Origin of the sequence: Streptomyces sp. NPDC005435 (assembly GCF_040703155.1) — a bacterium.
Classification (GTDB): domain Bacteria; phylum Actinomycetota; class Actinomycetes; order Streptomycetales; family Streptomycetaceae; genus Streptomyces.
The window spans coordinates 63,237-89,950 of the sequence record NZ_JBEXEQ010000008.1; the positions used below are offsets into that span (position 1 = coordinate 63,237).

Consider the following 26,714-nt stretch of genomic DNA (forward strand, 5'->3'; position numbering starts at 1 on the left):
CGGGCTCCGGGTGCCGGTAGGTGGGATCTGGAGTGGGCCAGGCGGGCGGGAGGGCGCTGCTGGGGCGGGCCTCCGGAGGCCGTCGGCCTCGGGGGGGTGAGCCGGTCGGGCAGGCGGCGGAGGCTTACGCCAGGCGGACGGCCCGGCATGGCCGCAGCCAGCGTGGGTCGAGCGGCAGAGCCGGCAGTCGGCTCAGAGCAGGTGGGCCTCGGCCAGGCGGGCTGCCAGGCGTTCCAGGAGGGGGCCCGCCTGGGCCCGGCAGACGGTCTCGTCCGGTTCGAGGGAGGTCAGGGGGTAGGCGTGGGTGATGCCGGCGTTCCGTAGGGCGTCGGGCGACAGGGTCAGGCGGCCGCAGACGGCGACGACCGGCTTGCCGGCCGCGCGGGCCGCCGCGGCGACTCCGGCCGGGGCCTTGCCGTGCAGGGTCTGCTCGTCCAGGGAGCCTTCGCCGGTGATCACCAGGTCGGCGCGGTCCAGGGCGGCGGCGAAGCCGAGCGTGTCCAGGACGACCTCGATGCCGGGCCGGAAGCGGGCGCCGAGGAGGAGGGCGGCGTAGCCGAGGCCACCGGCGGCGCCGGCGCCGGGGAAGGCCGCGAGGTCGGCCGCGCGGGGGCCGGTGGTGGCCAGGACGGTGACGTAGTGGGCGAGGGCGGCGTCGAGAAGGGCCACATCCTCCGGGGAGGCGCCCTTCTGCGGGCCGTACACGGCGGCGGCGCCCTGGGGCCCGGTCAGCGGGTTGTCGACATCACCGGCGAGCACCAGGTCCACGGAGGCCAGGCGGGGGTCGAGCCCGGAGAGGTCTGCACGGGCGAGATCGGCCAGCGCGCCGCCGCCGGGGGCCACCGGCTTCCCGTCGCCGTCCAGGAACCGCGCACCGAGCGCCGTCAGCATCCCGGACCCGCCGTCGGTCGTGGCGCTGCCGCCGACGCCGAACACGACGGTCCGCGCGCCCGCGTCCAGCGCGGCCCGCAGCAGCTCCCCCGAGCCGTACGTGGAGGCGGTGAGCGGCGCCCGTACGCCCTCCGGCAGCCGCCGCAGCCCACTGGCCTCGGCCATCTCGACGACGGCGGTGTCACCGCGTGTGGCGAAGGCGGCCGTCACCGGCCGCCCGGTCGGCCCGGCGACCCGCGCCTCGCGCCGCTCGAACCCGGCGGCGAGCGCCGCGTCCACGGTGCCGTCCCCGCCGTCGGCCACGGGCAGCGCCTCGACCACCACGTCCGGTACGGCCCGCCGCAGCCCGGCCGCGACCCGCGCGGCGACCTCGGCGGCCGTCAGCGACCCCTTGAACTTGTCGGCGGCGACCAGCACCCTGGGCCGTCCGCGCTCCGTCCGGTTCACCACGCGGTCCCCTCCCCGTCGAGGCCCGCGCACGCTCGGGACGGGCACCGCTGCGACCCTAGCGCGCTCCATGGCGCGCGACAGGGTGGGCGGGTGCGGGTCGTCAGTGCCTCACCAGGGGAAGGCGCGCGCCCCCTGGAAGGAGACGAGGAACCAGCCGGCCAAGGGCAGCAGGACGAGAAGGACGACGGCGGCCAGCACCTTCGCCCACCCCGTGGACTTCCCCCTGCTGTCAGTCGGCATGGCGGCTCACAGCTTGTCCCTCCCGGCTCGCGAGGGAAAGTCCCCGGCGCGTGGAGATCTCGCACCCGGCGCCGGAGCGCTCCCGCGCACGCCGGGAGTGCGCCAGCGCCCCCCTGTGCCCGCCGCCCCGCCTCTGGCTACGCTGCCAGGATGACCACGCCGAACGACTTCGCCACGTACATCGCCGGTCTCCCCCGCGTCCTCGCCGCCGCCGCGTGTCTCTTCCGGGACGCCGAGGGACGGGTGCTGCTCGTCGAGCCGAACTACCGGCCGGGGTGGGGGCTGCCCGGCGGCACGATCGAGTCGGACCACGGGGAGACGCCCCGGCAGGGCGCCCGGCGCGAGACGCTGGAGGAGATCGGGCTCGACCGCGAGCCGGGCCGGCTGCTCACCGTGGACTGGGTACCGGGACCGGACCGCCCGCCGCTGGTGGCCTACCTCTACGACGGCGGCGTACTCAGCGAGGCCGAGCTGAAGTCGATCCGCCTCCAGGAGGAGGAACTCCTCTCCTGGCGCCTGGTCCCCCGCCCCGACCTCCCCGACTACCTCCCCTCCCCCCTCTCCGACCGCATCCAGACCGCCCTGGACATCCTGGCGGAGGGCACGGGCCCGGCGGAACTGGAGAACGGGCACCGGGTGGTCTGACACCGCCGGCCGACCGGGCCACGGATATCTCGTTGGCCGCCTCACCCCGCCCGCCCTACCCTCGGTCCCATGGCCAAGCCCCTCGTAGCCGTCCTCAGTGGCGCAGGCATCTCCACCGACTCCGGCATCCCCGACTACCGGGGGCCCAACGGGCTGTGGCGGCGGGATCCCGAGGCCGAGAAGCTCGTGACGTACGAGTACTACATGACGGACCCGGAGATCCGCCGCCGCTCGTGGCAGCTGCGGCGCAAGAACCGCACGCTGACGGCGGAGCCGAACGCCGCGCACCGGGCGGTGGCCGAGCTGGAGCGCTCCGGCATCCCGGTGCGGGTGCTCACACAGAACGTGGACGGGCTGCATCAGCGTGCGGGGATGCCCGACCGCAAGGTGCTCGAACTGCACGGCACCGCACACGAGTTCGTGTGCACCAAGTGTCATGCGCGGGGGCCGATGGAGGACGCCCTCGCCCGGGTGGAGGCCGGTGAGGACGATCCGCCGTGCCTGGCGTGCGGCGGCATCCTGAAGTCCGCGACGGTGATGTTCGGGCAGAGCCTCGACCCCGTCGTCCTGGGCGAGGCCCTGTCGATCAGCAAGGTGTGCACGGTGTTCATCGCCGTCGGCAGCACGCTCCAGGTCCAGCCCGCCGCCGGTCTCGCCGGGGTGGCCGCCGACCACGGCGCCCGGCTGACCATCGTCAACGCCGAGCCGACCCCGTACGACGACCTCGCCGATGAGGTTGTCCGTGAGCCGATCGGCACCGCGCTGCCCGGCCTGCTGAGTGCGCTGGCCGGGCAGTACGGCGGCTGAGCCGGGGTCGGTCAGAAGAGGCTCTCTCCCTTTTCGGACTTCTCGAAGTCCAGCAGCCGCTGCTTGCGGGCGAGGCCGCCGCCGTAGCCGGTGAGGCTGCCGGTGGAGCCGATGACGCGGTGGCAGGGGACGATGATGCCGACGGGGTTGCGGCCGTTGGCGAGGCCGACGGCGCGGGAGGCGGTGGGATTGCCGAGGGCGGCGGCGAGCTGGCCGTAGCTGCGGGTCTCCCCGTAGGGGATGAGGGTGAGTTGCTCCCAGACCCGCTGCTGGAACGCGGTGCCGGCCAGGTTCAGCCGGAGCGTGAAGCGGGTCAGCTCGCCCGCGAAGTAGGCCGACAGCTCCTCCCCGGCCTCGGCGAAGGCGCGCAGCGTGTCGTCGCGCGGGCCGAAGGTCTCCTCGGCGGGCCGGTGCCGCTGGCCCACCATGTACAGGCCGCACAGCGTGTCGTCGGCGTCCGCGACGAGCGTGAGGGGCCCGTAGGGGCTGTCGGTGACGGTGTGGTGCTTGCTGGCACTCATGGCGACTTCCTCAGTCCGGAAGGACGTTGATCGGGTGGCTGTCGGTCGCCCACAGGTACTGCACGGCGTACGCCCGCCAGGGCCGCCAGGCCTCGGCGCGGCCGGTGAGCGCGGCCGGGGTGGCGGGGAGGCCGAGGCGCTCGGCGGCGCGTCGTACCCCCAGGTCGGTGACGGGGAAGGCGTCCGGGTCGCCGAGGGCGCGCATGGCGATGACGTCGGCGGTCCAGGGCCCGAAGCCGGGCAGGTCGAGCAGACGGGCGCGGGTCTCGGCCCGGTCGGACTCGGCGCCGAGCCGCAGCGTGCCGTCCGCGAGCCGCTCGACCAGGGTCATGAGGGTCGTGCGCCGGGTGCGGGGCATCGCCAGCGTCTCCGGGTCCACGGCGGCCAGCGCCTCGGGGCTCGGGAACAGATGGGTCAGGCCGCCCTCCGGGTCGTCCAGCGGCTCGCCGTGCGCGGTGACGAGACGGGCCGCGTGGGTGCGGGCGGCGGCCGTGGACACCTGCTGCCCGAGCACCGCCCGTACGGCGAACTCGGCCTCGTCCACCGTGCGCGGCACCCGCCGCCCCGGCGCGCGGTCCACCAGCGGGGCGAGCGAGGGGTCGGCGCGCAGCCGCTCGTCGACGGCGGCCGGGTCGGCGTCCAGGTCGAGCAGGGCGCGGCAGCGGCTGATCGCCACGGTGAGGTCGCGCGGGTCGCCGAGCGTGAGCCGGCAGGCGATGTGCCCGGCCGCCGGGGCGAGCGCCACGATCCCGTGCCCGTACGGCAGCGAGAGCGTGCGCCGGTACGCGCCGTCCCGCCACTCCTCCACGCCGGGTACGGCGGTGGCGGCCAGATGTCCGAAGAGGTTGCCGGGCTCCAGCGGGGCCCGGTACGGCAGCCGCAGCGAGATCGTGCCCGGCGTGGCGGCCGGACCGGCGGCGGGGACGCGGGCGCGCAGCTCGGTCGGGGTGAGGGCGTACACCTCGCGGACGGTGTCGTTGAAGGTGCGCAGGGAGGCGAAGCCGGCCGCGAAGGCGATCTCCGCCATGGGCATGGCGGTCGTCTCGATCAGCAGCCGGGCGGTCTGCGCGCGCTGGGCGCGGGCCAGGGCGAGCGGTCCGGCGCCCAGCTCGGCGAGGAGCTGGCGCTCGATCTGCCGGGCCGAGTAACCGAGCCGGGAGGCCAGTCCGGGCACGCCCTCGCGGTCCACGACGCCGTCGGCGATGAGCCGCATGGCGCGGGCCACCAGGTCGGCGCGCTGGTTCCACTCCGGGGAGCCGGGGCTGGCGTCCGGGCGGCAGCGCTTGCAGGCCCGGAAGCCCGCGCGCTGGCAGGCTGCCGCGCTCGGGTAGAAGGTCATGTTCTCCGGCTTGGGCGGGACCACCGGGCAGCTCGGCCGGCAGTAGATGCGGGTGGTGAGCACCGCCGTGAAGAACCACCCGTCGAACCGGGCGTCCTTCGACTGCACGGCGTGCACACGGTGCTCCCGGTCCAGGTGTGCCGCCGAGGCCGCCGGGTCCGCCCCCGTCCCCGCCCCTGTTGTCGTCCCGTTCATCGCTGTCCGCATGCCTCCAAGAATGGTCACCGGGAGGGCGGCGCGCTGGCGAGAATCCGACATGTACCTGGGGGTGACCAGGGACCGCCTCCGGCCCAGGTCAGACGGACGTGCGATACGCGCCGACCCACTCCGAGGTCGTCCGCAGCCCGCCGAACGTATAGAAGTGCACCTTCACCACGCCGTGCCGCGACGGGTCGTACCGCAGCGCCAGTTCGCGCAGGAACCGGTCCGGGCCCGCCGTGCCCATGAGGTTGGTGAGCGAGAAGCCGTACTTGCGGGCGACGGAGGCGCTGGTGGCGACGCCGAAGCGGGAGGCGTAGCCGAGCAGCCGGCGCACTCCGGCCGGGCCGGGAACGCCGACGCGCACGGGCAGCCGCACCCCGCGCGCCCGGACCTCCTCCAGCCAGGTCAGCACCGGGTCCACGGCGAAGCCGAACTGGGTGATCACCTCGCCGCCGAACCCCTCGGCGCCGAGCGCGGCCGCCTTGCCGGTGAGCGCGGACCACAGCACCGGGCCGGTGAGACCGGGGTGGCCCTCCGGGTAGCCGGCGACGCCGATGTGCCGTACGCCGTGACGCTGGAGCAGTCCGGTGCGGATGACGGAGAGCGCGTCCTCGTACGGGCCCTCGGGGCGGGCGGGGTCGCCGCCGACCACGAAGACGTGCTCGCCGGTGCCGTCGGCGGCCAGCCCGGCGAGGAACTCCTCCAGGTGCGCCCGGGAGGGCAGCCTGCGGGCGGATATGTGCGGTACGGGGACGAAGCCGAGCCGCCTGACCGCGCGGGCGGCGGCCAGCCGGGTGCCGAGGTCCTCGCCCGCGAGGTAGGTCACGTTGATCCGGGTGCCCGGGGGGATGCCGGGGGCGGCCTCTTCCAGGCGGGGCACGTCCTTGCCGGTCATCTCCAGGGAGAAGCCGTCCAGCAGTGCGGCACCCGCGCCCCCGGTTTCCGTCGCGGGGGCGGCCGGGGCGGAGGGGACGGGGTTCATCGTGCTCCTTGCGCGCGTACGCGGGACTGTGCGGCGGCTCTACGGGTCGGCGGCTCGGCCGGCTCGACGGGTCGGCGGGTCGGCGGTCCGACGGCTCGGCGGCTCGGCGGTCCGGCGGTCCGGCGGTCCGGCGGTCCGGCGGTCCGGCGGTCCGGCCTCGGCCGATAATGCCACGGGCACCGCACGGCGCGTAAAGCGGGAAAGGGCGGGGAATTCGCCCACCCCACGGCACACAGCAGCGGAATTCACTGCAAATCCGCAAATACTGCGGATGTCGTTTCCCGTGGCGCGGTCGTTCGTTACGTCAGGCATGACGGATTCGTTGTGCGCGCAGGAGGGGTCGCGGGGCCTGCGCCGACAGGTGACACCCCCGGCGGGGGGCATACCCACGCACGGCGATGGGCGACCTCACCCACGACAGCCCCGGCCTCAGACCGTCCACGCGGCATCACGCCCGTCGCACCACCCGCAGGAGCCCAGCCCGTGCCCTCCGCCGGACTCGTCCCCCGTCGCATCGCGCAGCTGTACGCGGCGTTCGTGGTGTTCGCGCTCCTCGCGGCCCAGCTCGTCGGCGCGCTGCTGCCGGCCGTCCCGCTCTTCGTCGCCGCGACCGCGGCGGGCCTCGCGTTCGAGACGTATCTCCAGTACCGGCGGCCCGCGGCGCTGGCGCAGCTGAACAAGATCCGCCTGGACGTGACCGTGCGGCAGCTGCTGCGCGACATGCTGACCCTGACGGCGCTGCTGCGGATCGACGGCGTCGAGCCCCGGCGCGAGCACGCCGCCCTGCTCCTCGCCCTGGGCGCCTACTACTGTCTGCACTTCCTGTGCCAGGCGATCGCCGTCATGGTGCGCCGCGCCCGCTCGCTGCCGGTCGTCACGCGCAACATCGACGCCTCCGCGCTGAACCTGAGCGCCGCGCCGCCGCGCATCCTGCTGCGCCGCCCGGCGCACCGGCTGCTGGTCTACGCCGCCCCGGGCACCCTCGGCCTGCTGGTCACCGCCGTCACCGCGCAGGCGCGCTGGGGCGCGCTCGGCCTCACCGTCTCCGTGGCGCTGATGGCCACGGGCACCCTGTATCTGGCCCGCTGGCTGACCGGCGGGAAGCGGCCCAGGAGCGACGCGGAGGTGCTGGAGTGGGTGGGCGAGTGGCTCGCCGGCTACCGGCCGACCGTCGCCATGTACTTCTCCGGCGGCCTCTCGTCCGCCTACCAGGCGAACATGTGGCTCTCCACGCTCGCCCGGCTCGACCGCCCGCTGATCGTGCTGCGCGAGCGGTTCATGGTGCAGAAGATCGACGCCACCGACGTGCCGGTCATCTGCTTCCCCAAGGTCTCCACGATGTTCGCGCTGGAGAACTCGACGCTGAAGATGATGCTGCACCCGGCGAACTCCGGTAAGACCTCGCAGGTGCTGCGCATCCCGACCATCAAGCACGCGTTCACCAACCACGGCGAGAGCGACAAGCTGTCCTCCTGCAACCCGTACGCCAAGGCGTACGACGAGGTGTGGGTGGCCGGTCCGGCGGCGCGCGAGCGGTACGCGCTCGCGGAGGTCGGTGTCGAGGACAAGGACGTGGTCGAGGTGGGCCGGCCGCAGCTGGCGCCGATCCGGCCGTACGCCGGCCCGCCCGCCGGCGCGTACACGAACGTGCTCTACGCCCCCACCTGGGAGGGCTGGGACGGCAACCCCGGCAACACCTCCGTGGTGCTCGCGGGCGAGAACATCGTGCGCGAGCTGCTGGCCGACCCCGGTGTGCGCCTGGTCTACAAGCCGCATCCGATGACCGGCTCCGTCGATCCGCGCGCGGGGGCCGCCGACGAGCGGATCAAGGCGATGATCCGCGAGGCCAACACCCGGCGGTCGGGCGCGGGCCCCGGCCCTGCGGCCGCCGCCGAACTGGCCCGCCTCACCGCCGAGTTGGACGCGCTCACCTCGGTCTCCTTCCGGCCGGGCGCCGACGAGCTGGAGCGGATGCTGCTCCAGGGCACCCCCGAGGGCGACCGCGAGACCGCGATCGCGCGGGCCACGGCCGCCTGGGAGGCCGCGTACTGGGCGTCGTTCCCCGAGTGGGAGCACCTGGTCGTCACCGACGCGCGGCCCTCGATCTTCGCCTGCTTCAACGCGGCGGACCTGCTGATCAGCGATGTCTCCAGCGTGGTCTCCGACTGGCTGACCAGCGAGAAGCCGTACGCCGTCGCCAACACCTCGGGCATGGCCGAGGAGGCCTTCCGGGGCGCGTTCCCGACGGTGACGGCGGCCACCGTGCTGGCGCCGTCCGGGAAGGGTGTCCCCGGTCTCCTGGAGTCGGTCCGCCATCCGGAGAAGGACCGCTTCGCCGGGCGGCGCGCCGAGCTGAAGGAGTATCTGCTCGGCCCGTCCGAGCCACCGTCCCTGGAGCGGTTCCGCGCCGCCGCCGAGGCGTTGTGCGCCAAGGCGGACGAGCGCCGTGAGCGGATGGCCGCCCGGCTCGCCGCCCCGGCGATCCCGACTCCGCGCGGGGCGGGCGACGATGCGGCGGCAGCGCGTGGGGCGGCTCGCGAGGCGGGCGCCTCGGGGAGCGCGGAGGACGCGGTCACCGCGTAGTCGCGTGGCCGCGGGTATGCGAAGGCCGCCGCATGGGACCACTGATCCGGTCCCGTACGGCGGCCTTTTCCCTGTCCCGCGTCTCAGCCCAGGCGGCTGTCCAGCCACTCCAGGATGTCCGGCGTGACGGGGTCGGTGATGTCGGCGAACTCCTCGTGCCGTTCCAGGAACTTCGCCACGTACGGGCAGACGGGCACGATCCGCTTCCCCGAGGCGCGCACGTCGGTCAGCGCCTCCTGGACGAGGCGGGCGGCGAGGCCCTGTCCGGCGTGGGCGTCGTCCACCTCGGTGTGATGGAAGACGCGCTGGTCACCGTGGTCGAGGTAGGCGGTCAGTCCGGCGCGCTCACCGTCCACGTGGATCTCGTAACGGTGCTTGGCCGTGTTGTGCTCGACGGTCGGGGCGGGGCGGGTCATGGGGTGCCTTTCGGGCTTCGGGGCTTCGGGTTCGGCCGGGGTTCAACGGCGCCCGGGGTTTCCCCGTGGCTTGAGCGCGGCGTGCGGCAGGGCGGGGGCCGGGAGCCGGTCGCCCGGGTATCCGTCGACGGCGCCGAAGCGGCCGGAGGCGCTCTGCCACTCCTCGCGGGCCTTGACGATGTCCTCGTGGCTGCGCCCGATGAAGTTCCACCACATGACGATCTCCTCCTCGAACGGGGTGCCCCCGAGCAGCACCGCCCGCGCGAGCTCGTCGGTGTCGTTCGTGAGCGTGAGGGTGTCGCCGCCCGGCGGCAGATGGCCCAGTTCGGCCCGGCCCAGCGCCGTACCGTCCAGCCGCACCTGCCCCTGGTCGACCAGCAGGCCGTGCTCGAAGGCGGGGTCCACGGCGAGGGTCAGGGTGGCGCGCGGCTGGAGGACGATCTCGGCGCCGAGGAGGGGCGTGAAGGTCGGCACGGGTGAGCGGTCGACTCCGGGGAGGTCCCCCAGGAAGACCCTGATCTCGGCGCCGTCGACCCCTACGGGTTCGGGGACGTGGTGCCGGAAGTCCCGCTCCGCGTCCCGGTGCTCCTCCGGCAGGGCGACCCACAGCTGGACTCCGTGCAGGACGGTGGTGCCCGGGGTGGAGACCTCCGAGTGGCAGATGCCGTGGCCGCTCGTCATGAGGTTCAGCTCGCCGGGCCGTACGAAGGCGTGGCTGCCCAGGCTGTCCCGGTGCTCGATCTCCCCGCTGAACAGCCAGCTCACGGTCTGGAGGCCGGTGTGGGGATGCGGGGCGACGTCCATCCCGCCGCTCGCGGAGACGTCGTCGGGGCCGTAGTGGTCGGCGAAGCACCAGGCGCCGATGGTGGTCCGTCCGCGCTGCGGCAGGGTCCGGCGGACGGTCATGGCGCGGGGGCCGCCGAGGGGTACGTCGCGCGGGGTCAGTACGTCGACCCGTGTTCCTTCGCCGTTGGTCACGCCGGCGCCTCCCGCTCCATTTGGTTTTACGTTCAACTACATTTCTCATCATAGGCCGCCCGCCTCAGCGGGTACACCCCCCTAGGGGGATCCCTGACATCCCGGCTCCACGCACTTCCGAAAGGCCCCTCGCATGACTTCCCCCCACCGCCCGGCCTCTTCCCAGCCCGCCTACGACGTGGGACTGCTGGTCATCCGGCTGGCGGCCGGCGTGATCCTCTTCTCGCACGGCACGCAGAAACTGTTCGGATGGTTCGGCGGCGGCGGTCTGGACGCCACCGGCCACTTCTTCACCCTGAGCGGCTATCCCGCCGGCTCGGCCTTCGCCCTGCTCGCGGGCCTCACCGAGACCCTCGGCGGCATCGGCCTCGCCCTCGGCCTCCTCACCCCCCTCGCGGGCGCGGCCGCTCTCGGCACGATGGTCAACGCGCTGGCCGTCACCTGGAACAGCGGCTTCTTCGCCCCCGCCGGCTTCGAGTTCACCCTCCTCCTGGCCGTCGTCGCCCTCGGCCTCACCCTGACGGGCCCCGGCCGCATCGCCCTGGACCACTTCGTACCGGTCCTGCGGCACCACCGGCTCGCCTACGGAGTCGCCGGGGTGATCCTCGCGGCGGCGGCATCGGTGGTGGCGCTGATCATCAGGGGCTGACCGGCTCGGCCCGGCCGCCACGGCTGTTCCGTACGGCACGCTCGCACACGGAGAGGGCATAGGCACCGAAGCTGTCCCCGAGCCGCTCCATGTCCCGCCGGTCCTCCACACCCGGGTTCCACGCGAAGACGGGGTACTCCCCGTCACCGTCCGCGTCCGCCGCCGCGAGGACGATCAGATCGCACCCTCCGTCGTCCATGACGACGATCAGGTCGGACGGCATGCCGTACCGACGGGCGTCCAGCGTCTCCACCACCGAACCCAGCAGCATCCGCCCCATGGCCGGCGTCCGGTACACCCCGAGGAACTCCTCCCCTGCAATGTCCCACGTCCCGAACGTCTCGATCAGGCGGCGGTACGAGGGCGGAAACACGACGCCCAGCTCCCGCTCGGCGGCGGCGAGCATCTCCGCGTCGCATCCGCCCGCGTGGTTGGCGAGACTGGCGTTGTCGCGGACCAGCTCGAGCAGACGGTCGCTGTCCTCGGTGGCGCTGATCATCCGCCTCTTCCTGCCGCTCCGCCTGTCCAGTACCGCGACTTTGGTCCCCGGAACGCTTCCCGATCTCGATCAGCGATCCCTGCCGATCACAACAATATGACGATGCTCCGACAGAAACTCGCCGAACAGGCGGCCGATCAACGTCTTGATCCGTGCAAGTGTCCACCGCCGGCCGGCCCAGCCGTGGACCGGCGGTCCGCGTTCCAGCTCCCCGTTCCAGCCCGGCGATCTGCGCGTCGCTGAGCCTCGGTCGCCCCGGCGATCCCTTCGACAGACCCCCCGCTTCGCCGCGCTCGCGCCGCTGGCGGCGCCACCGCTCCACGGACCGCTCACCGACCCGCAGCCCGGCAGCGATCTCCCAGTTCCCGTGCCCGCCAACGAAGCGTTCCACGTCCTGCAGCCGTCAGGTGAACAGCTCCGGCTTCGCTTGCAGTATCGGCCTCGACTTGTCGGCCGTTTTCGGGCGCCGACAAACCGAGGCCGGAGCACCACTTCTCAGGAGAAGCGGCCTATCCCTCCCGAATAAGGGAGGAGCTCCTCGAAGTCGCATGCAGCCACAGCCTGGAAACCATCCCCCCACAACACATTCAAGCATTCCCCAATGACACTTACGAACGCCTCCACAGTAGCCCCCACAGCCTGCTCACACTCCAGAACTGACGGCCACGACACGAAATCCGAATCATCAGCCGATTCGATTTCGTAATCATTGTGAGAAATATACGCCGTGAACGTTGAAGCGATTACCATACCAGACACCCCCGTATCGCCACCGACACCTCGAGCAACAGTCTGCCGGACAGCCTCACGGTTCTCCGAGTTTACATAAATAGAACAATCCAAACCCGCACTGGAAACGTTCTCATTTGACGGAAATGAATGGCCCATTATCGAATTCCCCTCCCATCTTGATGATCGACACATCGACATGGCTCACTTCGTCACCCAGGATGCGCTCAACCTGGCCGCGCAGCCCGCTCAACTTCGGTACCGCATCGCCAGCCGTGATTTTCCCCGTCGCCACCGCACGATCTCTCGTGCGCGAGTTCGCCGAACCGGGCCTCGGGCTGGACCAACGCTTTGCAATCATAGCGTCGAATGTTTTCGGCATTACGCGAACGGCAATATCAATATCCGACCCCCCAGTCACATTACCCGTAACCCGACTGCCCTGCACAACAACGTCCGCATCGATCTTCAGACCATCCTGAAACACTTTTCCCATTTCCGAGAACTGAGATCTTGTCAATCCTTCGGGGAGACGCACCAGCTGATTCCATCGTGCACCCGAACGCAACCCGAACAAGCCAACAGATCCACCGGTCATCCCCGTCTGAAGACCGAATTTGTAGAGGCTGTTACGAGCATTGCAAACCCATTCAGATTCACCGGAAGGGCACGGAAGGTCTTCGATTTCATTCGATTGAATCGATTGATTCTCAACAGTTACACAGCTGCTTGCCGCCGCCCAGACGCAAACACCTTTCGACCCTCCCCAAACATAATGGGGTCCTGAATCCTCGGATTGCGGAACTTCCGCGAAAACAATTACTGTTCCCGCACTGCTGGTGTGCGCCGTTCCACTGGTTCCGCCCGTAGACGCCCTGCGCGTGTTGTTGGGTGTGCTCCCCGAACCGGCGTAGTCGGTGAGTGCCGGCGAGTTGGGGTCCGTGTCGGTCGGGGTTCTGTTCAGGCAGTTGGGGCAGTTGCGGGTCGGGCAGTCGACTACGTTGCACAGGCCGGTCGGGTCGGCGCCGGTTGTGGGGTTGTTGTCTGCGTAGGAGTACCCGTTCAGTGACTGAGGCGCGTCTGCGGTGAGCAGAGGGTCGACGCTCGTGAACTGACCGATGACCGGGTCGTATTCACGGGCTCCTACATGGGTCAGACCTGTCGCGTCGTCGGCGGGTTTACCCAGGAAGGCCTTGTCGTCCGGCCAGGACCCGGGCTTCGTGCCGCGTGGGGCACCGAACGGGGTGCTGTAGCGCTTGCTTACGGCGTATGTGGTGGCATCGAGGGCGATGCTGGACGTGCCGTGGTGGTCGGCGGCGAGGAAGCTCAGCTTGGTGCCGGAGACGCCGGAGGTGGCGGTGCGGACCGCGATGGTATGGCCGTTCGCCGTGTAGTAGCGGGTGCCGGACGCGGTCTTGGTGGTGCTCTTGGTCGTCAGGCGGAGTTCTGTTCCGGCGCCCAGGTAGAGGATGGTGTCGCCGTCACTCTTGGCCCGCCGAATGAGCAGTTCGCCGCTGGCGTCGTAGAGGTAGCTCGTCTCCTTGCTGCTCTCGGTCAGCTTGGACAGGTCGCCTTCGGTGTTCCAGGACAGTGTCTGCTGGGCTGTCGGCCCGGGGCGCGACGTGGTGTTGCCGCTGCTGTCGTACGTGTAGGTGGCGGCACGGGCACCGGTCGTCTTGTCCAGCGTGTGCGGCTTGCTGTCGGCGGGGTCGTTGTAGGTGTAGGTGGTGGTCTTGTCGCCGGAGGCGGCGTGCTGCGTTTCCGTCTTGCGCTGGCCGGCGTCGTTGTAGGTGTACGACGTCCAGTACGGGGCCGCTCCGTCGAGGTTGGCCACCGTGCGGCCGGCGGACGCGCAGTCCGCGGTCTTGGGGGTCCACGCGTCGGTCATACGGCTGTAGCCGTCATAGCTGAAGCACTGCTGATCGGCCTTGGCGGTGCCGCCCTGGGTGGTGGCGTCGAAGATGGAGGTGACGTTGCCCGCGTCGTCCTGGGTGAACTTCAACTCCTGCGGCATGTAGCCGTGTACGTCGTCGGTGACGTAGGAGCGGGTGGTGCGGCGGGTGCCCTCCTCGTAGTCCCAGTTGAGGTAAGCCTTCTTGGCCGAGGATGTCCCGTCCATGCCCAGGGTGAGCTGGCGCAGGTCGCCCTGCGGGGAGAACGCGGCACCCTGCAGATAGCCGGTGGTGCCCTTCGCCGTGAGCTGCTGGCCCAGGGCGTTGGAGGTGTAGGAGACGGTCTCGGCCGCCAGGCCACCCACCGCGGGAGCGGAATACTGGCTGATCGTGCCGTCGATGTTGTACCCGGTACTGAACGACAGCGTCTTGGCCACGTAGCCGCCGGAGACGAGGGGTTCGGCGTCGGGCAGGAGCAGCTGACTGCCGGTCGCGTGGTACATCGCGTCGTAGGCGGTGACCTTCTCGGTGTACGCCTTTCCGCTCACGCCGCCGTCGTAGCGCACGGCAGTGTCCTGCTGCCCCTTGGCCAGGGTGTCGAAGGTCCAGGCGGCAAGCTTGTTGGCGTCCGTCTTGTCGGCCTGCCACATGCCCGTCTTGCGGCCCAGGTCGTCGTATGCGTAGAGCAGCTTTTTCGAAGCGTCGTTGTTCGGGGTGGTGCTGACGGCCTGGTCGAGGGTGTCGTACTCGGTGCTGCTCTTGCCCTTGTCCGGGTCGACTGCCGTGACCTGTCGGCCGAACAGGTCGTAGGTGTAGGACCACTTGGACCGGTCCGGGCCGGTGATGGTCTCCTGCTGTCCGGCCGGAGTGTAGGTGTAATCGGTCTTCGTGTAGTCCGTGCCGGTCGGTGTCGGGCCGGCGTACTCGCGGTGTTCGGTCGTCTGCCCCAGCGCGTTGGTGTCCATGGCGGTCGCCTGGCCGCCGGCCGGTGCGCTGGTGGCGACGGTGTCCCCGGTGTAGGTGGTGTCGATGCTCCAGCGGGTGACACCGTGGACCTTCGTCACCGTCTTGACTGGGCGTGCGGCGCCGTCGTAGGTCGTGTCGGTCTGGATCGGTGCCTGGCCGCCGGAGGTCTCTACAGCCTGGCTGCTTGGGGGCGAGGTGCTGTCCCAGATGTCCGACTGGGAACTCACGGCCAGGCCGCGAGCGTCATAGAGCGTCAGGGCGATGAGTCGGCCGCCCTGAGGCGAGGGTGCCTGAACCTGGCGGGAGCGCAGCAGGGAGTCGTAGAACTCGTAGCTGGTGTTGTAGCCGGAGCCGTCGTTCTTCAGGGTGCCGGTCGAAACCCAGGACATGGCGGTGCTGGTGACGTGGTAGTCGTAGACGTAGTTCGGAGTCTTGCCGAGCACCTTGGAGCGGTTGGGCAGCCAGACCTTCGTCGTACGCCCGAGACTGTCGTATTCGCTCTCGGTGACCTTGTTGTTGGGGTCGGTAACCTTCAGGGCCGCACCAGTGGCGAAGTCCAGGGTCGTGGTGGTCTTGTACGTCATGGCGTCGTTGACCGACGTCGACGTGAGCGGTCCCGATGAGGTCGGGTCGTAGGTGGTGGAGGAGACGGCCAGGCCGTTGGTGTTCTTGACGATCAGCAGACGTCCGAGGGCGTCGTACGTTGTCGTCGAGACCTTCTGCCAGGCAGGCGCGTCATCGCTGCCGTACGACTTGGCACGACCGGACCAGTTCACCTCGCCCTTGGTCGGCTGCTGGGTGGCCGACCAGGAGGTGGCCGTCGCGTTGTCGTAGACGACGGCTGTGTCGGAGATGACATCGCCGGGCCGTGTGCCGTCACCCGGGAGATCGAGAGCCGAGTCCGTGATGTCGCAGGTCTTGGCGACCGTCCGGGTGCGTGAGGTGAGGGAGTTGATGCCCTTGTCGTCGTTACGGGCGTACCAGGTGCGGGTGCACTTCTCGTCGCCGCTGACCGCGTCGTCACCCTCGTCCTCGACGGTCTCGGCCATGCCGTAGTCGTCGTAGGTGGTCTTGACCGTGTGGACCCGGTCGTAGGGGTTGAGCTTGCTGGTGATGTTGGCGCGGGAGTGAGTGGCGGCGGTGCGTACGTAGTACGCCTCGGTGTCGGCGTAGGACTTGTGCTGGGTCGCGGTCCGCTTCGACCACGGGTCGCTGATCGTGCCGCCGACTTCCGCGTCCCCGTTGTAGCTCGCCGACTCGCGGACAAAGCCCGCGTACTGCTCCGAGTCGGTGATCTTGGGGGCCTTGATTCCGGTGACCTCGGCGGACTTACGCTTGTCCGGGTCGGGGGTCTTGCCGTCCGTGCCGAGCACGCGGTCACCGTTCATGCCGCGCAGGTAGACGGTGACTTCCTTGCTTCGGGTACCGGTGGAGATGCCGGTGAAGTGTGTGACCTGCTGGTAGCCGTGCCAGATGGACCAGGTGCGTTCCTTGGCGGGGGTGAAGGGGTCGTTGTCGTAGTGCCAGGCGGCGCCGCCGCTGTACTGGTAGCTGTGCTGGACCGCTTCGGAACCGCCCTGGGGGTCAGTGCTGGAGACGGAGCTGACCGGGTACTTCTGGAACCAGTCGAGCTTCGGGTCCTTCTCGCCGTTGGGCGACCAGTACACGGGGTAACAGCGTTTGGTGTTCTCGTCGAGCTTGGGCTTGGTACCGCCGGCGGTACAGTCGGCCTCCATGTAGCTGACGATGGTCTGTGCACCGGTCTCGGAGGTGACCGTCTTCAGGCGGGGCTTGTTCAGCGGCAGGATGTTGTCGGCCGCGCCGTCGACGCGGTTGGGAAGCATGATGTGGCTGAACTTGACCGGGTCCAGCGAGAGATCCGTGCCGCGCTTGCCCGTGTGCTTGATCTCGTCCAGCCACAGTGACTGGTCCGTCGAGTCGCCTGTGTCACCCGGGTCGAGGTAGATCTGCTTGAGCGACCACGCGTCCACCGCAGCGAAGTCGGGAGTCGCGGCCGCGGCGTTCCACGCGTACGTGCTGATCGAGGTCAGCCGCTTACGGGTGAAGAACGTCGGGCCGACGTTGCCGGTGCACTTGTCGCCGTCCTTGCAGATCGCGTCGAACGGCACATCGGGCCAGTTGTCGCGGGTGTCCTCGGTCAGCGAGTCACAGCCGGTGCCGGACGCCAGGCACCGCTCGTCGTAGCTGAAGACCACCTTGTCGGAGGCGACGGGGGCACCGGAGAACAGGGAGCCGGCACGCTGCCCGTAGCGGATCTCCTTGAGGTAGCCGCCGCGGACGTAGTCGGTGCCCGTGTTGTCGTCGCCGAGCTTGTCGTAGTTGTTGTGTTCGGCCGTGTACCAGTACGACATGGCGTTGGCGTGCGTGTCCTCGACGTAGTCGAGGTTCCAGCGCCATGCCTGGGTCTTGTCGCGGCCGGAGAAGCTGCTGCCGTCCGAGTAGCCCGGCTCGCCCTCGTCGTCGCCGAAGACCGGCACGGTCCATACGGAGTTGGTGCGGTCGTCGGCGCTCGCGCCGTCGAGCTTGTTCAGGCCGAAAACGTACTTGGTGCCGTCGCCGGTGATGACCATCCAGTACTCACCGTTGTCGTCACCGTTGTCGGCGCCGGTGGAGTGCGTCACCGTGGAGGCGTCGTCGTTATTAAGGCGCCACTTGCCTGTGGTGTCGTCCTTGACGAGTTCGCTGGCCTTGCCGTTGAGAACCAGAGAGGCGTTGTCGTACTTCCAGCACAGGTCGTACTTCTCGTCCTGGCCGTCGTCGTCGCAAGAGTCGTACTTGCGCTCGATGTATGACGAGGTCAGGTCGAAGCCGGTTCCTACCTGGCTGCCCTGGTTGTTCGAGTTCGCTGTCTGCCCATCGATGCTGCCGGAGTCGTAGGAGATCGACAGGTCCGGCTGCGGGCCGGCTGCGGCCGGCGGGACTCGTAGCGGGTACGACCAGGTGAAGGAGCCGGACGAACCGCCTGCCTCCCACGTGGAGGACGCGGACAGTGAGGTCGCCTTGTAGTCACCGGCTCCGGACTTCGCTCCCGCCGCCACAGCGAGCAGCATGGACTGTCCACCAGCCGCAAAACTGACCGGCGCCGAAACGACGTCCTTTTCACGGTTGTTGACAGACTTCAGCTCAGTGCGCTTGCGGCACTTCGCCGCGTCGGAATGCTTCACCGCGCAGGCGGGCAGACGCACCAGTTGCAGGCGGCCGGCCCAGTCACCGCCGTAGGCGGACGCGAAAGCGGAATAGTCGATGCCCAGTTGAACGTTGCCACTGGGCTCAGTTCCGGTGAGTCGCAGCACTATGCCCTTGACGCCGAGCTTCGCAGCCGTCGGCTGACCGAGGACTTCAACGGTGACCTTTTCGGCCGCATTACCCTTGCGGGGTGCGGTCAGGGTGACAGGCAGAGAACCGGGGGCAGCCTTGGCGACTCCCTTGCCCGGGATCTTCAGTGATGCTTTGCCGGTTTTGGGCCACGCAACCTCGCGCCGCTGATCGTGGCGGGCCCGTGCTGCTGCGACACGGTCTGCCTCGGCGGCCTTCTTCATCTCGGCAGCGGCCCGCTTGTTCGCCTTCGCGGTGAAGGGGCTCACCTTCGTGGCGTGCGGGGCGTTCAGGTGGGGACGGCCCAGCGGATCCGTGGCGGCGGCGAAGGCCACGGGGGTCAGCAGCGCGGGCAGCAGTGCGAGTCCAGTGACTGCTGCGATGTGCCGGAACCAACGTCTTCCGGGGACGGCTGCGCAGCCTGCTGGAGGCCGGGGTATGGCAAAGGAATTCATGGTGGGTTCTTCCTACGCGGCGCCTGGCCGTGACAGCTCGCGGCGCGTGCCGTTGAGAACGGGAAACGTGGGAACGGGGGTGAAATGTGTGGCGTGGGCAGTGCTCCCGGTCGGCCCGCTCGACGAGCGGGCCGCCTTCGCCTGCTTGGACTGTCAGATGCCCTCGATGATCTGGGATCTGACTTGGTCGGCAGTCATGGCCCCGGCCCACATGCGGAGCTCCTGCAAACCGCCGGCCAGATAGTTGCCGGTACTGCCGGAGGCTGTGCCGCGCCCCAGACTCAGTTCACCGCCGCCCTGCTGGGAGTTACTGAATTGAGCGGTATCTGCTGTCTGGTCAAGCTGACCGACAAACAAGTGGAGCGTCCCGCGACGGGTCTCTGTCTTGCTGTCGTCTGAAGGGTCAGTCCACTGCCAGGCGTCCTGGGCATTGAAGACGCCCGTGATCTGCACCCAATTGCCGGCCTCCGTCGTTTCGCCCGCAGACGCTTCTGCGTTCTGGGTGACCTTGCCTGCCAGATCCACGGAGGTCCGGGTGAACTTCCACTGGTACTGGTGCTCTGCAACCTTGACCACCCACAGAGCCCACGACGACTCCCCACCCATGCGCTGTGCCGCCGCCTGAGCCTTATAGCCAACTGGCTTCGTATCCAGCGTAGTTGCGTCCAGATAGACGCTTGCCGACACGGTGAACGATCCGGTCTCATCCAGCACGGGGCCGGTGGAAGCCGCATACTGCTTCGTTCCGTCCAGGAACAGGGCGTTGTCGTCCTCATCCACCGTGGTACCGCTGGGCGACAGCTTCATCGACGGCAGCGGGTACGGCGTGCTTTCAGGAATCTCGGCCCCCTTGGCCGAGGTGGCGTCCCACTGGGCAACCAACTCGTTGGCCGGTACACCGTCTCGCATGACCGTGGCCTCGTCGGCAACTTCCGCCGGTGACATAGTCCGCTGCCACACGGCAACCTCGTCCAGCAGACCGAAGTGATACTGACTGAACGTACCGCTGCCCTTGAAGCGTCCGAACTGCAGCCCGCCAGTCGCTGCCCACGGTGTGTAAGTCGGGGCGGCCTGGGACAGAACCACCGGCTTGCCCTGGGGCTGGCCGTTGACGAACAACTGGATGGTGTCGTTAGTGGGATCGGAATCCGGCAGGCCGTCGTCACCCTCTGTGCTGAAAACTCCCGTCAAATGCGTCCACACATTGAGCGCCGGGTTTTCCGCGTCGGCCATCGAACGGATGTAGACCGGGCCAGCCTGATCCTTGTCTGCGCGGTTGAAAACCCACTTCTTGTAAGCCGATGAGTAGTACAGCTGGAACGAGCTGCTGTTCGTACCCGGTTCCGACAGCACGGTCCGGTTGGTCGACGCGTCGGACAGCTGCACCCAGGCAGAGACGGTGAACGATTCCTGCGTGTTGATGACGGGAGTGGACGTCGCGGCGTAACCCGTCTGCTGGGCAGGGTCAGTGGTGTCATCGTTCAAGCGCAGGGAATAGTCGGACTCACCACCACGGGCGCGGGTGGACCAACCGGTTCCCGCAGCTCCCACGAGGGTGGCGTCATGTCGATTGCCCTCAGTGGCCGTGTCCTTGGCCAACATGATCCCCGAGCCGGGTGCACCATCGTTGAGATGCCACCGGCCCACCTCAGCCTTCGCCGGCGATACCTTGAAGACGAACTCCTCGGGCGCACCCCAGCGGCCCCGCACATCTTGGGCTCGTACCGACAGAACCTGCGTGCCGGAGAGCGGAGGTGCCACATTCTTCACCTCGGCTTTGAGGGTGCCCGAGATCTTCTTGGCAGGCGTGGACAGCAGCTTGTACTCGTACTGGGTAATGTCCGTGTGCCCGGACGCGTCGATGTCCGCGGTGTTCGGCTGGAAGGTGAAGGAGCCAGGTACGCCCGGTCCGCCCTTGCCCTCGCATGCGTCTGCGATGCATTCCGTGTACGGCGAACCAGGGGTGATACGTGGTGGCTTCGGTGCTGAGGAATCGATCTTGAAGTAGCACCAGGAACTGTACGAAGACCACAGGTCACCGCTCTTGCCCGAGTAGGACCAGTGCGACTGAGTACGGGACCTGTACCGATACAGCCCCCCGTCCGCGCGATTGCTGGTCCGCATCTTCTCCAGCGTCCCGTCGGGATGCCAGCCGGTGTCCGGCATGTGCCCGCTCCACACCTGGTGCCAAGCGGCATCGTCTCCACGCTCAACCACGTACTCCGACTGCAGAGAGCCTTCCTCGTCGCCCTTGTGCGACTCCACCAACGTCTGCACCCGGGACTGCACCATGGGGTCCACCCGGGTCACGATGAGCGGGTCGGAGGACGACTTGTTGCAGTACGCCGTCGTGCCGTTTCCCGGAATGAGGCCGACATCGGTGGGCACACCGGGCTTGTAGGCGAACGTGACCTGGAGCTCGGCGCTGTCGTCGAACCTCTTCCAGGCGCGTGCGTCGGTTTCGTCCTTGGCACGGAGCATGAGGGTCAAGCGGCTGATCTTGCCGTCCGCGAACGAGCGGACGGTGTTCTTGAGGTTCTCGTCGGGCTCGTCAGGATTGTCATTGAACTCGATCCACGCGTCCGGCTGGTCCGGGCTGCACAGGCTGCCGCGGCCGGCCGACACGTAGCGGTCGCCCATCTGATCGAGCTGTTTCGGCCCCGGCCAGTGGGTGCCTTCCGAGATGTTGTCGGTACGCTCCAGGTCCACCCAGTGGGGGTCGCAGTTGAACGACCAGGTCTCGTGCGCCCGGAAGGTGGCGTCGAGAACATACTTGCCAGACAGCTTGGTGGGGGCGAACTCGAAGTACATGCGGTCGACGTAGCCGCCGCCGCAGTAGTAGCCGTCCGCGTTACCGCACTTGCCGACGCCCTTGTCACCGTCGAACATCCAGAACTTGTCACCGTCGGACGAGATCTTCGTGCGCTCCGAGACACCGAGACCGACGGACGGGTCGATGTAGACGGGGTAGACGGTCTTCTCGCCGCGCAGAAGCTCCAGGTCTGGGTGAACGGCGACGACGTTCTCGTCCACACTCACCGGAAGTACCGCAGTGGCATCTCCGTCCCCGGGCTGCGTCGGATCGTCCTGTGCCCCAGCCTGCGCGGAGACCCGAGCGCCCACACGCATGAGCTGCGACTGCGGGCCTGCTTGGCCATCACCGGCGGAGTCCCACATCTGGCCCGCAGGACCACGGAAGACGGCATTGCCGTCCTCGTCGATGGCGCGAAGGCCCCCGCCGGCTCCCGGCGCCACGGTCAGGCCGTCCCCGGACGCGGACAGCTTGACCTGCTCCAGGGCCGGATTCTGCGCGGCTTCAGGCGTCTTGACGACCAGGATCTCCCGATAGCCCTCCGCTGTGGCCGTAAGTTGCAGGTCGACCCCGTCGAACACATTCGCATAGGTCGCCGTCGCTCCATCCAGGGTCGGCTCCGGGAGCGTCCCGGCCCAGCCGAGGGTGACGGACCGACCGTCCTTGCCCAGACGGATCAGATCAGAACCCGACCCCCCGCCCGAAAAGGACAGGTTCACGACAACCCCTTTGGGTGCGATGCGCCCGTCCGAACGACGCTCCAACCCGGGATCAACAGCACCCCACCCGCCGTCACTTTCCTTCACTCGCTGGGGGGTGGTGGCCTGCGTGAGCGTGAAGGAGCCGTCTGGATTCGCCTCGGTCGTGGAGTACTCCGTGCGGTCCGCCGTCACCTCCACGGGCTCACCCGACGCCTGGGCGCGGGCAGAGGCGGTGGTCTCGTCCACCGCACCGCCGCCCACGGGGGCGGCAGCCGCTACCGGAAAGCCTGCCGCAACGGGCAGCCCCGACAACGCAAGCGCTGCGACGACACCCCCCAACAGACAGGCACGCACTCCGCGCGCCCGCCGGGCCGGCTTCACACCAGCCTGCTCACGCTTCACCAAATCCCCCCAACCTGTGAAACCTGCAAAGGGCATGCAAAGTAAAGGACCGGCTACAGACCGCAGTCAATCGGATGTGACTCGAATCACATTTTCCGCCTCTGTGGCGCTCTGACCTGCACAGATGAATGCACCATGACGCGACTGCCCCCACGAAACCAAGAGATTCACGATGAGAAGCCACACTCTGGCGTCAAGATCACCAAAGCAGCGAGCGGGAGTGTTTCATCACATTCCCGGTAGCCGCGCAGGACTCTCGGGCTCATGACGCTCACACACCGCAGTTGCCGCTGGGCGCGTGTTCAGGCGTAGTGATGACCTCGCTCAACTCCCCGACAAAACTGCCGACATGGACCGCTGCCCTCGCCGCGCGTTTGTCCGGGGTCGCCGTCACGGGGCGGTGCTGACTGTTGGTGGGGGACGTATCTCGCGCGGGCACAGGGGCGGGCCGAGGGGACCTGTGCGTCGGACGGCGTGTGTGTCACGTGGGGGAATCTGACCGCGCTTCCCGTCGTCATCGTCACCGCGCTGGTCGTGCTGGTGGTGGTGTACAAGCAGCTGGACATCAGACCACGGCTCGCCGTCATACCGCCGACGCTGCTGCTTGCCCCGCTGCCGCTGGCGGCGGCACAGACCGTCCTGGGCGGGATGGCCACCGCCGTCGCGGGGGCGGTGTGGGCGGGGGCGGTCGCGCTGACCGCGTGGGACCGGTACCGCGTGCTCGGGGTCACGGCGGGGGCCGTGCTGGTCTGCGGCTCGCTCGTCGTGCTGTACGGCTGAGGCACCGGCCCGGTGAACGTCACGCCCGGGCGAAGTCGCCCGGGTGGAAGCGGCCCTTCTTCAGGTGAGCCTCGATGTCCTCCAGGCTGTGTCCGGTCAGCTCCGGCATCCGGCGCCAGACGAAGAGCCAGGCGGCGACGTTGAAGAAGCCGTAGATCCAGAAGACCTGGCCGACGCCGAGGGCGTTGATCATCGTCAGCAGGGTCAGGGTGATGAGCAGGTTGGTGCTCCACAGCGTGGCCGACTGGACGCTGGTCGCGGCGGCGCGCACCGACAGCGGGTAGATCTCGGAGCCGGTGAGCCAGCCCATCAGCTGGAGTCCGCCCGCGTTGAAGAACATGAAGGCCAGCAGGCAGGCGACGATGCCGGGGATGTCGGAGCGGCCGGAGTGGCCGGTGACGAAGAACGCGCCCAGGGCGAACAGGCTGAGCGCCGCGCCGGGCACCATCACCAGGGTCAGCCGGCGCCGGCCCACCTTGTCCACGATCCACAGGCCGACGATCATCATCACCAGGTAAGTCACCCCCAGCGCCACACTGATCCGCAGCGCGTCCTCCCGGGAGAAGCCGTTGTCCGTGAGGATGGTCGGCGCGTAGTAGATGATCATCTCGATGCCGGACAGCTGGGTGAAGACGGCGATGCCGCAGCCGACGATCAGCGCCGGGCGCACCCACGGCTGCCGCAGCCCGCGCCAGCCGCGCCGGTCCCGGCCGACCTTCTTCTGGCGCCCCGCGAGGGCCACGATCTCGTCCAGCTCGGGGGCGATGTCGTAGTCGTCGGGCCGTACCGCCTTCAGTACGCGTTCCGCCTCGTCCACGCGCCCCTGTTCGACCAGCCAGCGCGGGCTCTCCGGCAGCCGCAGCTGGCCGAGCAGCATCAGCAGGGCCGGTGCGGCGGCCGCGCCGATGGCCACGCGCCAGGACACCGACTCGCTCGCGCCGACCAGGGTCGCGATGACGATGCCGACGCCGATGGCGAGCTGGAAGCAGAGCACAAGGCGGCCCCGGATCGTCCTCGGGGCCAGCTCGGCGACGTACATCGGCACGGTCTGCGTGGCACCGCCGACGGCGAAGCCGAGCAGTACGCGGGCCAGTGCCAGGCCGACCGCGCTGGGCGCGAACGAGCAGGTCAGGCTGCCCGCGATGAACACCACACAGATCAGCAGGATGGTCCGGTGCCGTCCGATCCGCTCGCACAGCAGGCTGCACGCGAGGGAGCCGATCACCGCGCCCAGCAGAATCCCGGCGGCGATGGCCTCCTTCATGGTGTCGCCGATGTGGAATTCCCTGGAGATCTGCAGCAGGGCGCCGGAGATGATGCCGGTGTCGTAGCCGTAGAGCAGACCGCTGATCGCGGAGACGACGGCCGCCGTCAGCATGCGCCCGTTCAGGCCGCGGGCCGGCGGCGGGGCATGCTCTGCGGCTCGGCTCACGGTTCCTCCCGGGTGACGGCCCTGGTGGGCGGCTCCAGGGAGGAACGGCCCGGTCGAAACCGTAACGCCGGGCCCGGTCCCCGGCCGGGCGGCTCGCGCGATGGCGGCCGCCCGGCTTCGTAGGAGGCGGTGCTACGCCTCGGTCCCGTTCACGCGCTCACCCGCTCATGCGGCGAGGTCGTGGCCCGGATGCAGCACCACCTTGGTGTAGCCCTCGATCCGCTGGTCGAACTTCTCGTACGCCTGCGGGGCGTCCTCCAGCGGGAGTTCGTGGGAGACCACGAAGCTGGGGCGGGCGCGGCCCGAGGCGATCAGGTCGCGCAGCTGGCGGTTGTACCGCTTGACGTTGCACTGGCCCGTGCCCATCTTCTGGCCCTTCTCGAACATCTTGCCGATCGAGACCAGGAGCTGACCGTGCTTGGCGTGCTCGTCGGGGCCGCCGGGGTCGGAGGGGACGTACAGGCCCGGTATGCCGAGCCTGCCGGTCGGCCGGACCGTCTCCACCAACTGGTTGAGGACGATGGCGGGTTCCTCGTGGTGGGCCTCGTCGCCCCGCTGGGCCTGGTAGCCGACGGCGTCGATGCCCTTGTCGGTGCCCTCTCCGTTCGTCTGGGCCTTGATCTGCTCGGCGGGGTCGCCCTGGGTGAAGTCGATCGGGATGGCCCCGATCTCCGCCGCCTTGGCGAGCCGCTCGGGCACGCGGTCGACGACGAACACCTTGGACGCGCCGCGCAGCAGCGCCGAGTACGCGGCCATCAGCCCCACCGGTCCCGCCCCGTACACCGCGACGGTCTCGCCGGGCGAGACCTGCGCGAGTTCGCAGCCGTGGTAGCCGGTCGGGAAGATGTCGGCCAGCAGGACGTAGTCCGTCTCGTTCTCGTCGCCCTCGGGCAGTTTCAGGCAGTTGAAGTCGGCGAACGGCACCCGCAGCCGCTCGGCCTGGCCGCCCATGTACGGGCCCATGGCCACATAGCCGTAGGCACCGCCCGCGAAGCCGGGGTTGACCGTCAGACAGAACCCGGTCTCGCCGGCGAGACAGTTCTTGCAGAACCCGCACGCGACGTTGAACGGCATGACGACGCGGTCGCCCACCTGCAGGGAGGTGACGCCGTCGCCGACCTCCTCTATCACGCCCAGGTTCTCGTGGCCGAAGACGATGCCCGGCTCGGCCGCCGTGCGCCCCTCGTACATGTGCAGGTCGGAACCGCAGATCGCGGACGACGTGACGCGGACGATCACATCGTTGGGGTGCTGGATCCGCGGGTCCTCCACCTCCGCGACCGTGACACTGAAGGGCCTCTCGTAGACAACGGCTCTCACCTCTGTCACCTCCCGCGTCTGACGCCGGATGACGGTGGCGAGCGCGGACCGCCGCCGAGGGCGCGCAGGAAGAGCGGGCCCCCGGTCCTCACCGTGGCCTCGAACCCTCGCTTCACCGCCGGATACTTCCAGGTAACTCCGGTGACACGACCGCCGCAAGCCTCGCAGGTGAGGGGGCCGGGGGCGTCACAGGTAGTCGAAGAAGCGGGTCCACCAGGTGGCGCGGCCGGACTCGCGGGCGAGCCAGTCGCTCACGCCGTCGTAGGGCCGGTGCAGCAGCCGTGCGGGCACCGGTGTGTAGCGGAGGTCGCGCAGAGCGATGTCGACCACGCTCAGCGGTTCCGGTGTGACGGCGCCCTCCGGGCTCTCCTGGCCGAAGGGCCCCGGGACCGTCACGGCCGCCAGGTCACCGAAGCTGCTCAGCCGCACGACCAGAAGCACGCCCGCGCCGGTCGCCTCGGCCGGTACGGCGATCTCGTAGTGGTGACTGGCGTCCTGTATCTGGTCGTCCACGTCGCAGGGGTGGCCGAAGTCGTGGGTCAGGCGGTCCCTGAGCCGGATGGCCCGCGCCTTCGCCCGGGCGTGGTCGAAGCCGTCGGGGAACTCCAGGTGGTCCGGGCCGGGGAGCCGGTCCAGGGTGTGGAGCAGGGTCGTGAGCTGTGCGCCATCGTCCATCGTGATCATCGTA

The 26,714-nt window shown here is 69.3% G+C and carries 18 protein-coding genes; 5 read left to right on the forward strand and 13 right to left on the reverse strand.

The window, feature by feature from the left end; all coding sequences use genetic code 11:
• Positions 1-192: 192 nt before the first annotated feature.
• Both AB0898_RS12035 and AB0898_RS12040 read right to left on the reverse strand, forming a co-directional pair.
• Positions 193-1,341: a glycerate kinase gene (locus tag AB0898_RS12035; RefSeq protein ID WP_366802768.1), complete on the reverse strand. Its 1,149-nt coding sequence runs from the start codon at positions 1,339-1,341 to the stop codon at positions 193-195.
• 108 nt (positions 1,342-1,449) lie between these two features.
• Entirely contained in the window at positions 1,450-1,581 is a 132-nt protein-coding gene (locus AB0898_RS12040) for a hypothetical protein (protein WP_366802769.1), read from the reverse strand.
• A gap of 150 nt (positions 1,582-1,731) precedes the next feature.
• On the opposite strand from AB0898_RS12040, the gene AB0898_RS12045 reads away from it, so the two are divergent.
• Positions 1,732-2,226, forward strand: coding sequence for an NUDIX hydrolase (locus AB0898_RS12045; RefSeq protein ID WP_366802770.1), 495 nt, complete (start codon positions 1,732-1,734; stop codon positions 2,224-2,226).
• Positions 2,227-2,295: 69 nt separating this feature from the next.
• Positions 2,296-3,033, forward strand: coding sequence for a Sir2 family NAD-dependent protein deacetylase (locus AB0898_RS12050; RefSeq protein ID WP_366802771.1), 738 nt, complete (start codon positions 2,296-2,298; stop codon positions 3,031-3,033).
• 11 nt (positions 3,034-3,044) lie between these two features.
• Here the strand turns inward: AB0898_RS12050 and AB0898_RS12055 are convergent, their stop codons facing one another.
• The 3 genes from AB0898_RS12055 to AB0898_RS12065 form a co-directional block, all read right to left on the reverse strand.
• Positions 3,045-3,554, reverse strand: a complete 510-nt coding sequence (locus AB0898_RS12055; protein ID WP_366802772.1) for a methylated-DNA--[protein]-cysteine S-methyltransferase — start codon at positions 3,552-3,554, stop codon at positions 3,045-3,047.
• 10 nt (positions 3,555-3,564) lie between these two features.
• A complete protein-coding gene (locus AB0898_RS12060) occupies positions 3,565-5,088 on the reverse strand; it encodes an AlkA N-terminal domain-containing protein (RefSeq protein ID WP_407078334.1) in 1,524 nt (507 codons plus the stop codon).
• Between the two features lie 100 nt (positions 5,089-5,188).
• The gene (locus AB0898_RS12065) at positions 5,189-6,076 is read right to left on the reverse strand and encodes a methylenetetrahydrofolate reductase (protein WP_366802774.1); all 888 of its coding nucleotides are present in this window, start codon (positions 6,074-6,076) and stop codon (positions 5,189-5,191) included.
• 483 nt (positions 6,077-6,559) lie between these two features.
• Between AB0898_RS12065 and AB0898_RS12070 the strand changes: the two genes are divergently transcribed.
• Positions 6,560-8,659: a hypothetical protein gene (locus AB0898_RS12070; protein WP_366802775.1), complete on the forward strand. Its 2,100-nt coding sequence runs from the start codon at positions 6,560-6,562 to the stop codon at positions 8,657-8,659.
• A gap of 83 nt (positions 8,660-8,742) precedes the next feature.
• On the opposite strand, the gene AB0898_RS12075 is transcribed toward AB0898_RS12070, so the two are convergent.
• Both AB0898_RS12075 and AB0898_RS12080 read right to left on the reverse strand, forming a co-directional pair.
• Positions 8,743-9,075, reverse strand: coding sequence for a GNAT family N-acetyltransferase (locus tag AB0898_RS12075; RefSeq protein WP_366802776.1), 333 nt, complete (start codon positions 9,073-9,075; stop codon positions 8,743-8,745).
• A gap of 42 nt (positions 9,076-9,117) precedes the next feature.
• Entirely contained in the window at positions 9,118-10,053 is a 936-nt protein-coding gene (locus AB0898_RS12080; RefSeq protein ID WP_366802777.1) for a pirin family protein, read from the reverse strand.
• 133 nt (positions 10,054-10,186) lie between these two features.
• Between AB0898_RS12080 and AB0898_RS12085 the strand changes: the two genes are divergently transcribed.
• Positions 10,187-10,702: a DoxX family protein gene (locus AB0898_RS12085; RefSeq protein ID WP_366802778.1), complete on the forward strand. Its 516-nt coding sequence runs from the start codon at positions 10,187-10,189 to the stop codon at positions 10,700-10,702.
• Here the strand turns inward: AB0898_RS12085 and AB0898_RS12090 are convergent.
• The 3 genes from AB0898_RS12090 to AB0898_RS12100 all read right to left on the reverse strand — a co-directional run bounded on the left by AB0898_RS12090 (position 10,692) and on the right by AB0898_RS12100 (position 21,468).
• Positions 10,692-11,201 carry an SMI1/KNR4 family protein gene (locus tag AB0898_RS12090; protein ID WP_366802779.1) on the reverse strand — a complete coding sequence of 170 codons (510 nt, stop codon included), beginning with the start codon at positions 11,199-11,201 and terminating at the stop codon, positions 10,692-10,694. The two genes, AB0898_RS12085 and AB0898_RS12090, sit on opposite strands and share 11 nt — an antisense overlap.
• Positions 11,202-12,063: 862 nt before the next feature.
• Positions 12,064-18,432 carry an RHS repeat-associated core domain-containing protein gene (locus AB0898_RS12095; RefSeq protein WP_407078335.1) on the reverse strand — a complete coding sequence of 2,123 codons (6,369 nt, stop codon included), beginning with the start codon at positions 18,430-18,432 and terminating at the stop codon, positions 12,064-12,066.
• Positions 18,433-18,732: 300 nt separating this feature from the next.
• The gene (locus AB0898_RS12100; protein ID WP_366802954.1) at positions 18,733-21,468 is read right to left on the reverse strand and encodes a LamG domain-containing protein; all 2,736 of its coding nucleotides are present in this window, start codon (positions 21,466-21,468) and stop codon (positions 18,733-18,735) included.
• A 1,500-nt stretch (positions 21,469-22,968) separates the two neighbouring features.
• Here AB0898_RS12100 and AB0898_RS12105 point away from each other — a divergent pair.
• Entirely contained in the window at positions 22,969-23,274 is a 306-nt protein-coding gene (locus AB0898_RS12105) for a hypothetical protein (protein WP_366802781.1), read from the forward strand.
• Positions 23,275-23,293: 19 nt separating this feature from the next.
• On the opposite strand, the gene AB0898_RS12110 is transcribed toward AB0898_RS12105, so the two are convergent.
• The 3 genes from AB0898_RS12110 to AB0898_RS12120 all read right to left on the reverse strand — a co-directional run bounded on the left by AB0898_RS12110 (position 23,294) and on the right by AB0898_RS12120 (position 26,701).
• The gene (locus tag AB0898_RS12110) at positions 23,294-24,706 is read right to left on the reverse strand and encodes a sugar porter family MFS transporter (RefSeq protein ID WP_366802782.1); all 1,413 of its coding nucleotides are present in this window, start codon (positions 24,704-24,706) and stop codon (positions 23,294-23,296) included.
• 165 nt (positions 24,707-24,871) lie between these two features.
• Positions 24,872-26,026 (reverse strand): glutathione-independent formaldehyde dehydrogenase, encoded by a 1,155-nt coding sequence (locus AB0898_RS12115; RefSeq protein ID WP_366802783.1) that lies wholly within the window; start codon positions 26,024-26,026, stop codon positions 24,872-24,874.
• A 186-nt stretch (positions 26,027-26,212) separates the two neighbouring features.
• Entirely contained in the window at positions 26,213-26,701 is a 489-nt protein-coding gene (locus AB0898_RS12120) for a hypothetical protein (protein WP_366802784.1), read from the reverse strand.
• Positions 26,702-26,714 lie beyond the last annotated feature (13 nt).

What these genes read in the sequence shown, in the direction of transcription:
- AB0898_RS12045 (WP_366802770.1), top strand. Translation starts at nt 1,732, where the DNA reads ATGACCACGCCGAACGACTTCGCCACGTACATCGCCGGTCTCCCCCGC.
- AB0898_RS12100 (WP_366802954.1), bottom strand. Translation starts at nt 21,468, where the DNA reads ATGTTCGACGGTGACAAGGGCGTCGGCAAGTGCGGTAACGCGGACGGC.
- AB0898_RS12055 (WP_366802772.1), bottom strand. Translation starts at nt 3,554, where the DNA reads ATGAGTGCCAGCAAGCACCACACCGTCACCGACAGCCCCTACGGGCCC.
- AB0898_RS12060 (WP_407078334.1), bottom strand. Translation starts at nt 5,088, where the DNA reads ATGAACGGGACGACAACAGGGGCGGGGACGGGGGCGGACCCGGCGGCC.
- AB0898_RS12040 (WP_366802769.1), bottom strand. Translation starts at nt 1,581, where the DNA reads ATGCCGACTGACAGCAGGGGGAAGTCCACGGGGTGGGCGAAGGTGCTG.
- AB0898_RS12065 (WP_366802774.1), bottom strand. Translation starts at nt 6,076, where the DNA reads ATGAACCCCGTCCCCTCCGCCCCGGCCGCCCCCGCGACGGAAACCGGG.
- AB0898_RS12075 (WP_366802776.1), bottom strand. Translation starts at nt 9,075, where the DNA reads ATGACCCGCCCCGCCCCGACCGTCGAGCACAACACGGCCAAGCACCGT.
- AB0898_RS12120 (WP_366802784.1), bottom strand. Translation starts at nt 26,701, where the DNA reads ATGGACGATGGCGCACAGCTCACGACCCTGCTCCACACCCTGGACCGG.
- AB0898_RS12085 (WP_366802778.1), top strand. Translation starts at nt 10,187, where the DNA reads ATGACTTCCCCCCACCGCCCGGCCTCTTCCCAGCCCGCCTACGACGTG.
- AB0898_RS12090 (WP_366802779.1), bottom strand. Translation starts at nt 11,201, where the DNA reads ATGATCAGCGCCACCGAGGACAGCGACCGTCTGCTCGAGCTGGTCCGC.
- AB0898_RS12050 (WP_366802771.1), top strand. Translation starts at nt 2,296, where the DNA reads ATGGCCAAGCCCCTCGTAGCCGTCCTCAGTGGCGCAGGCATCTCCACC.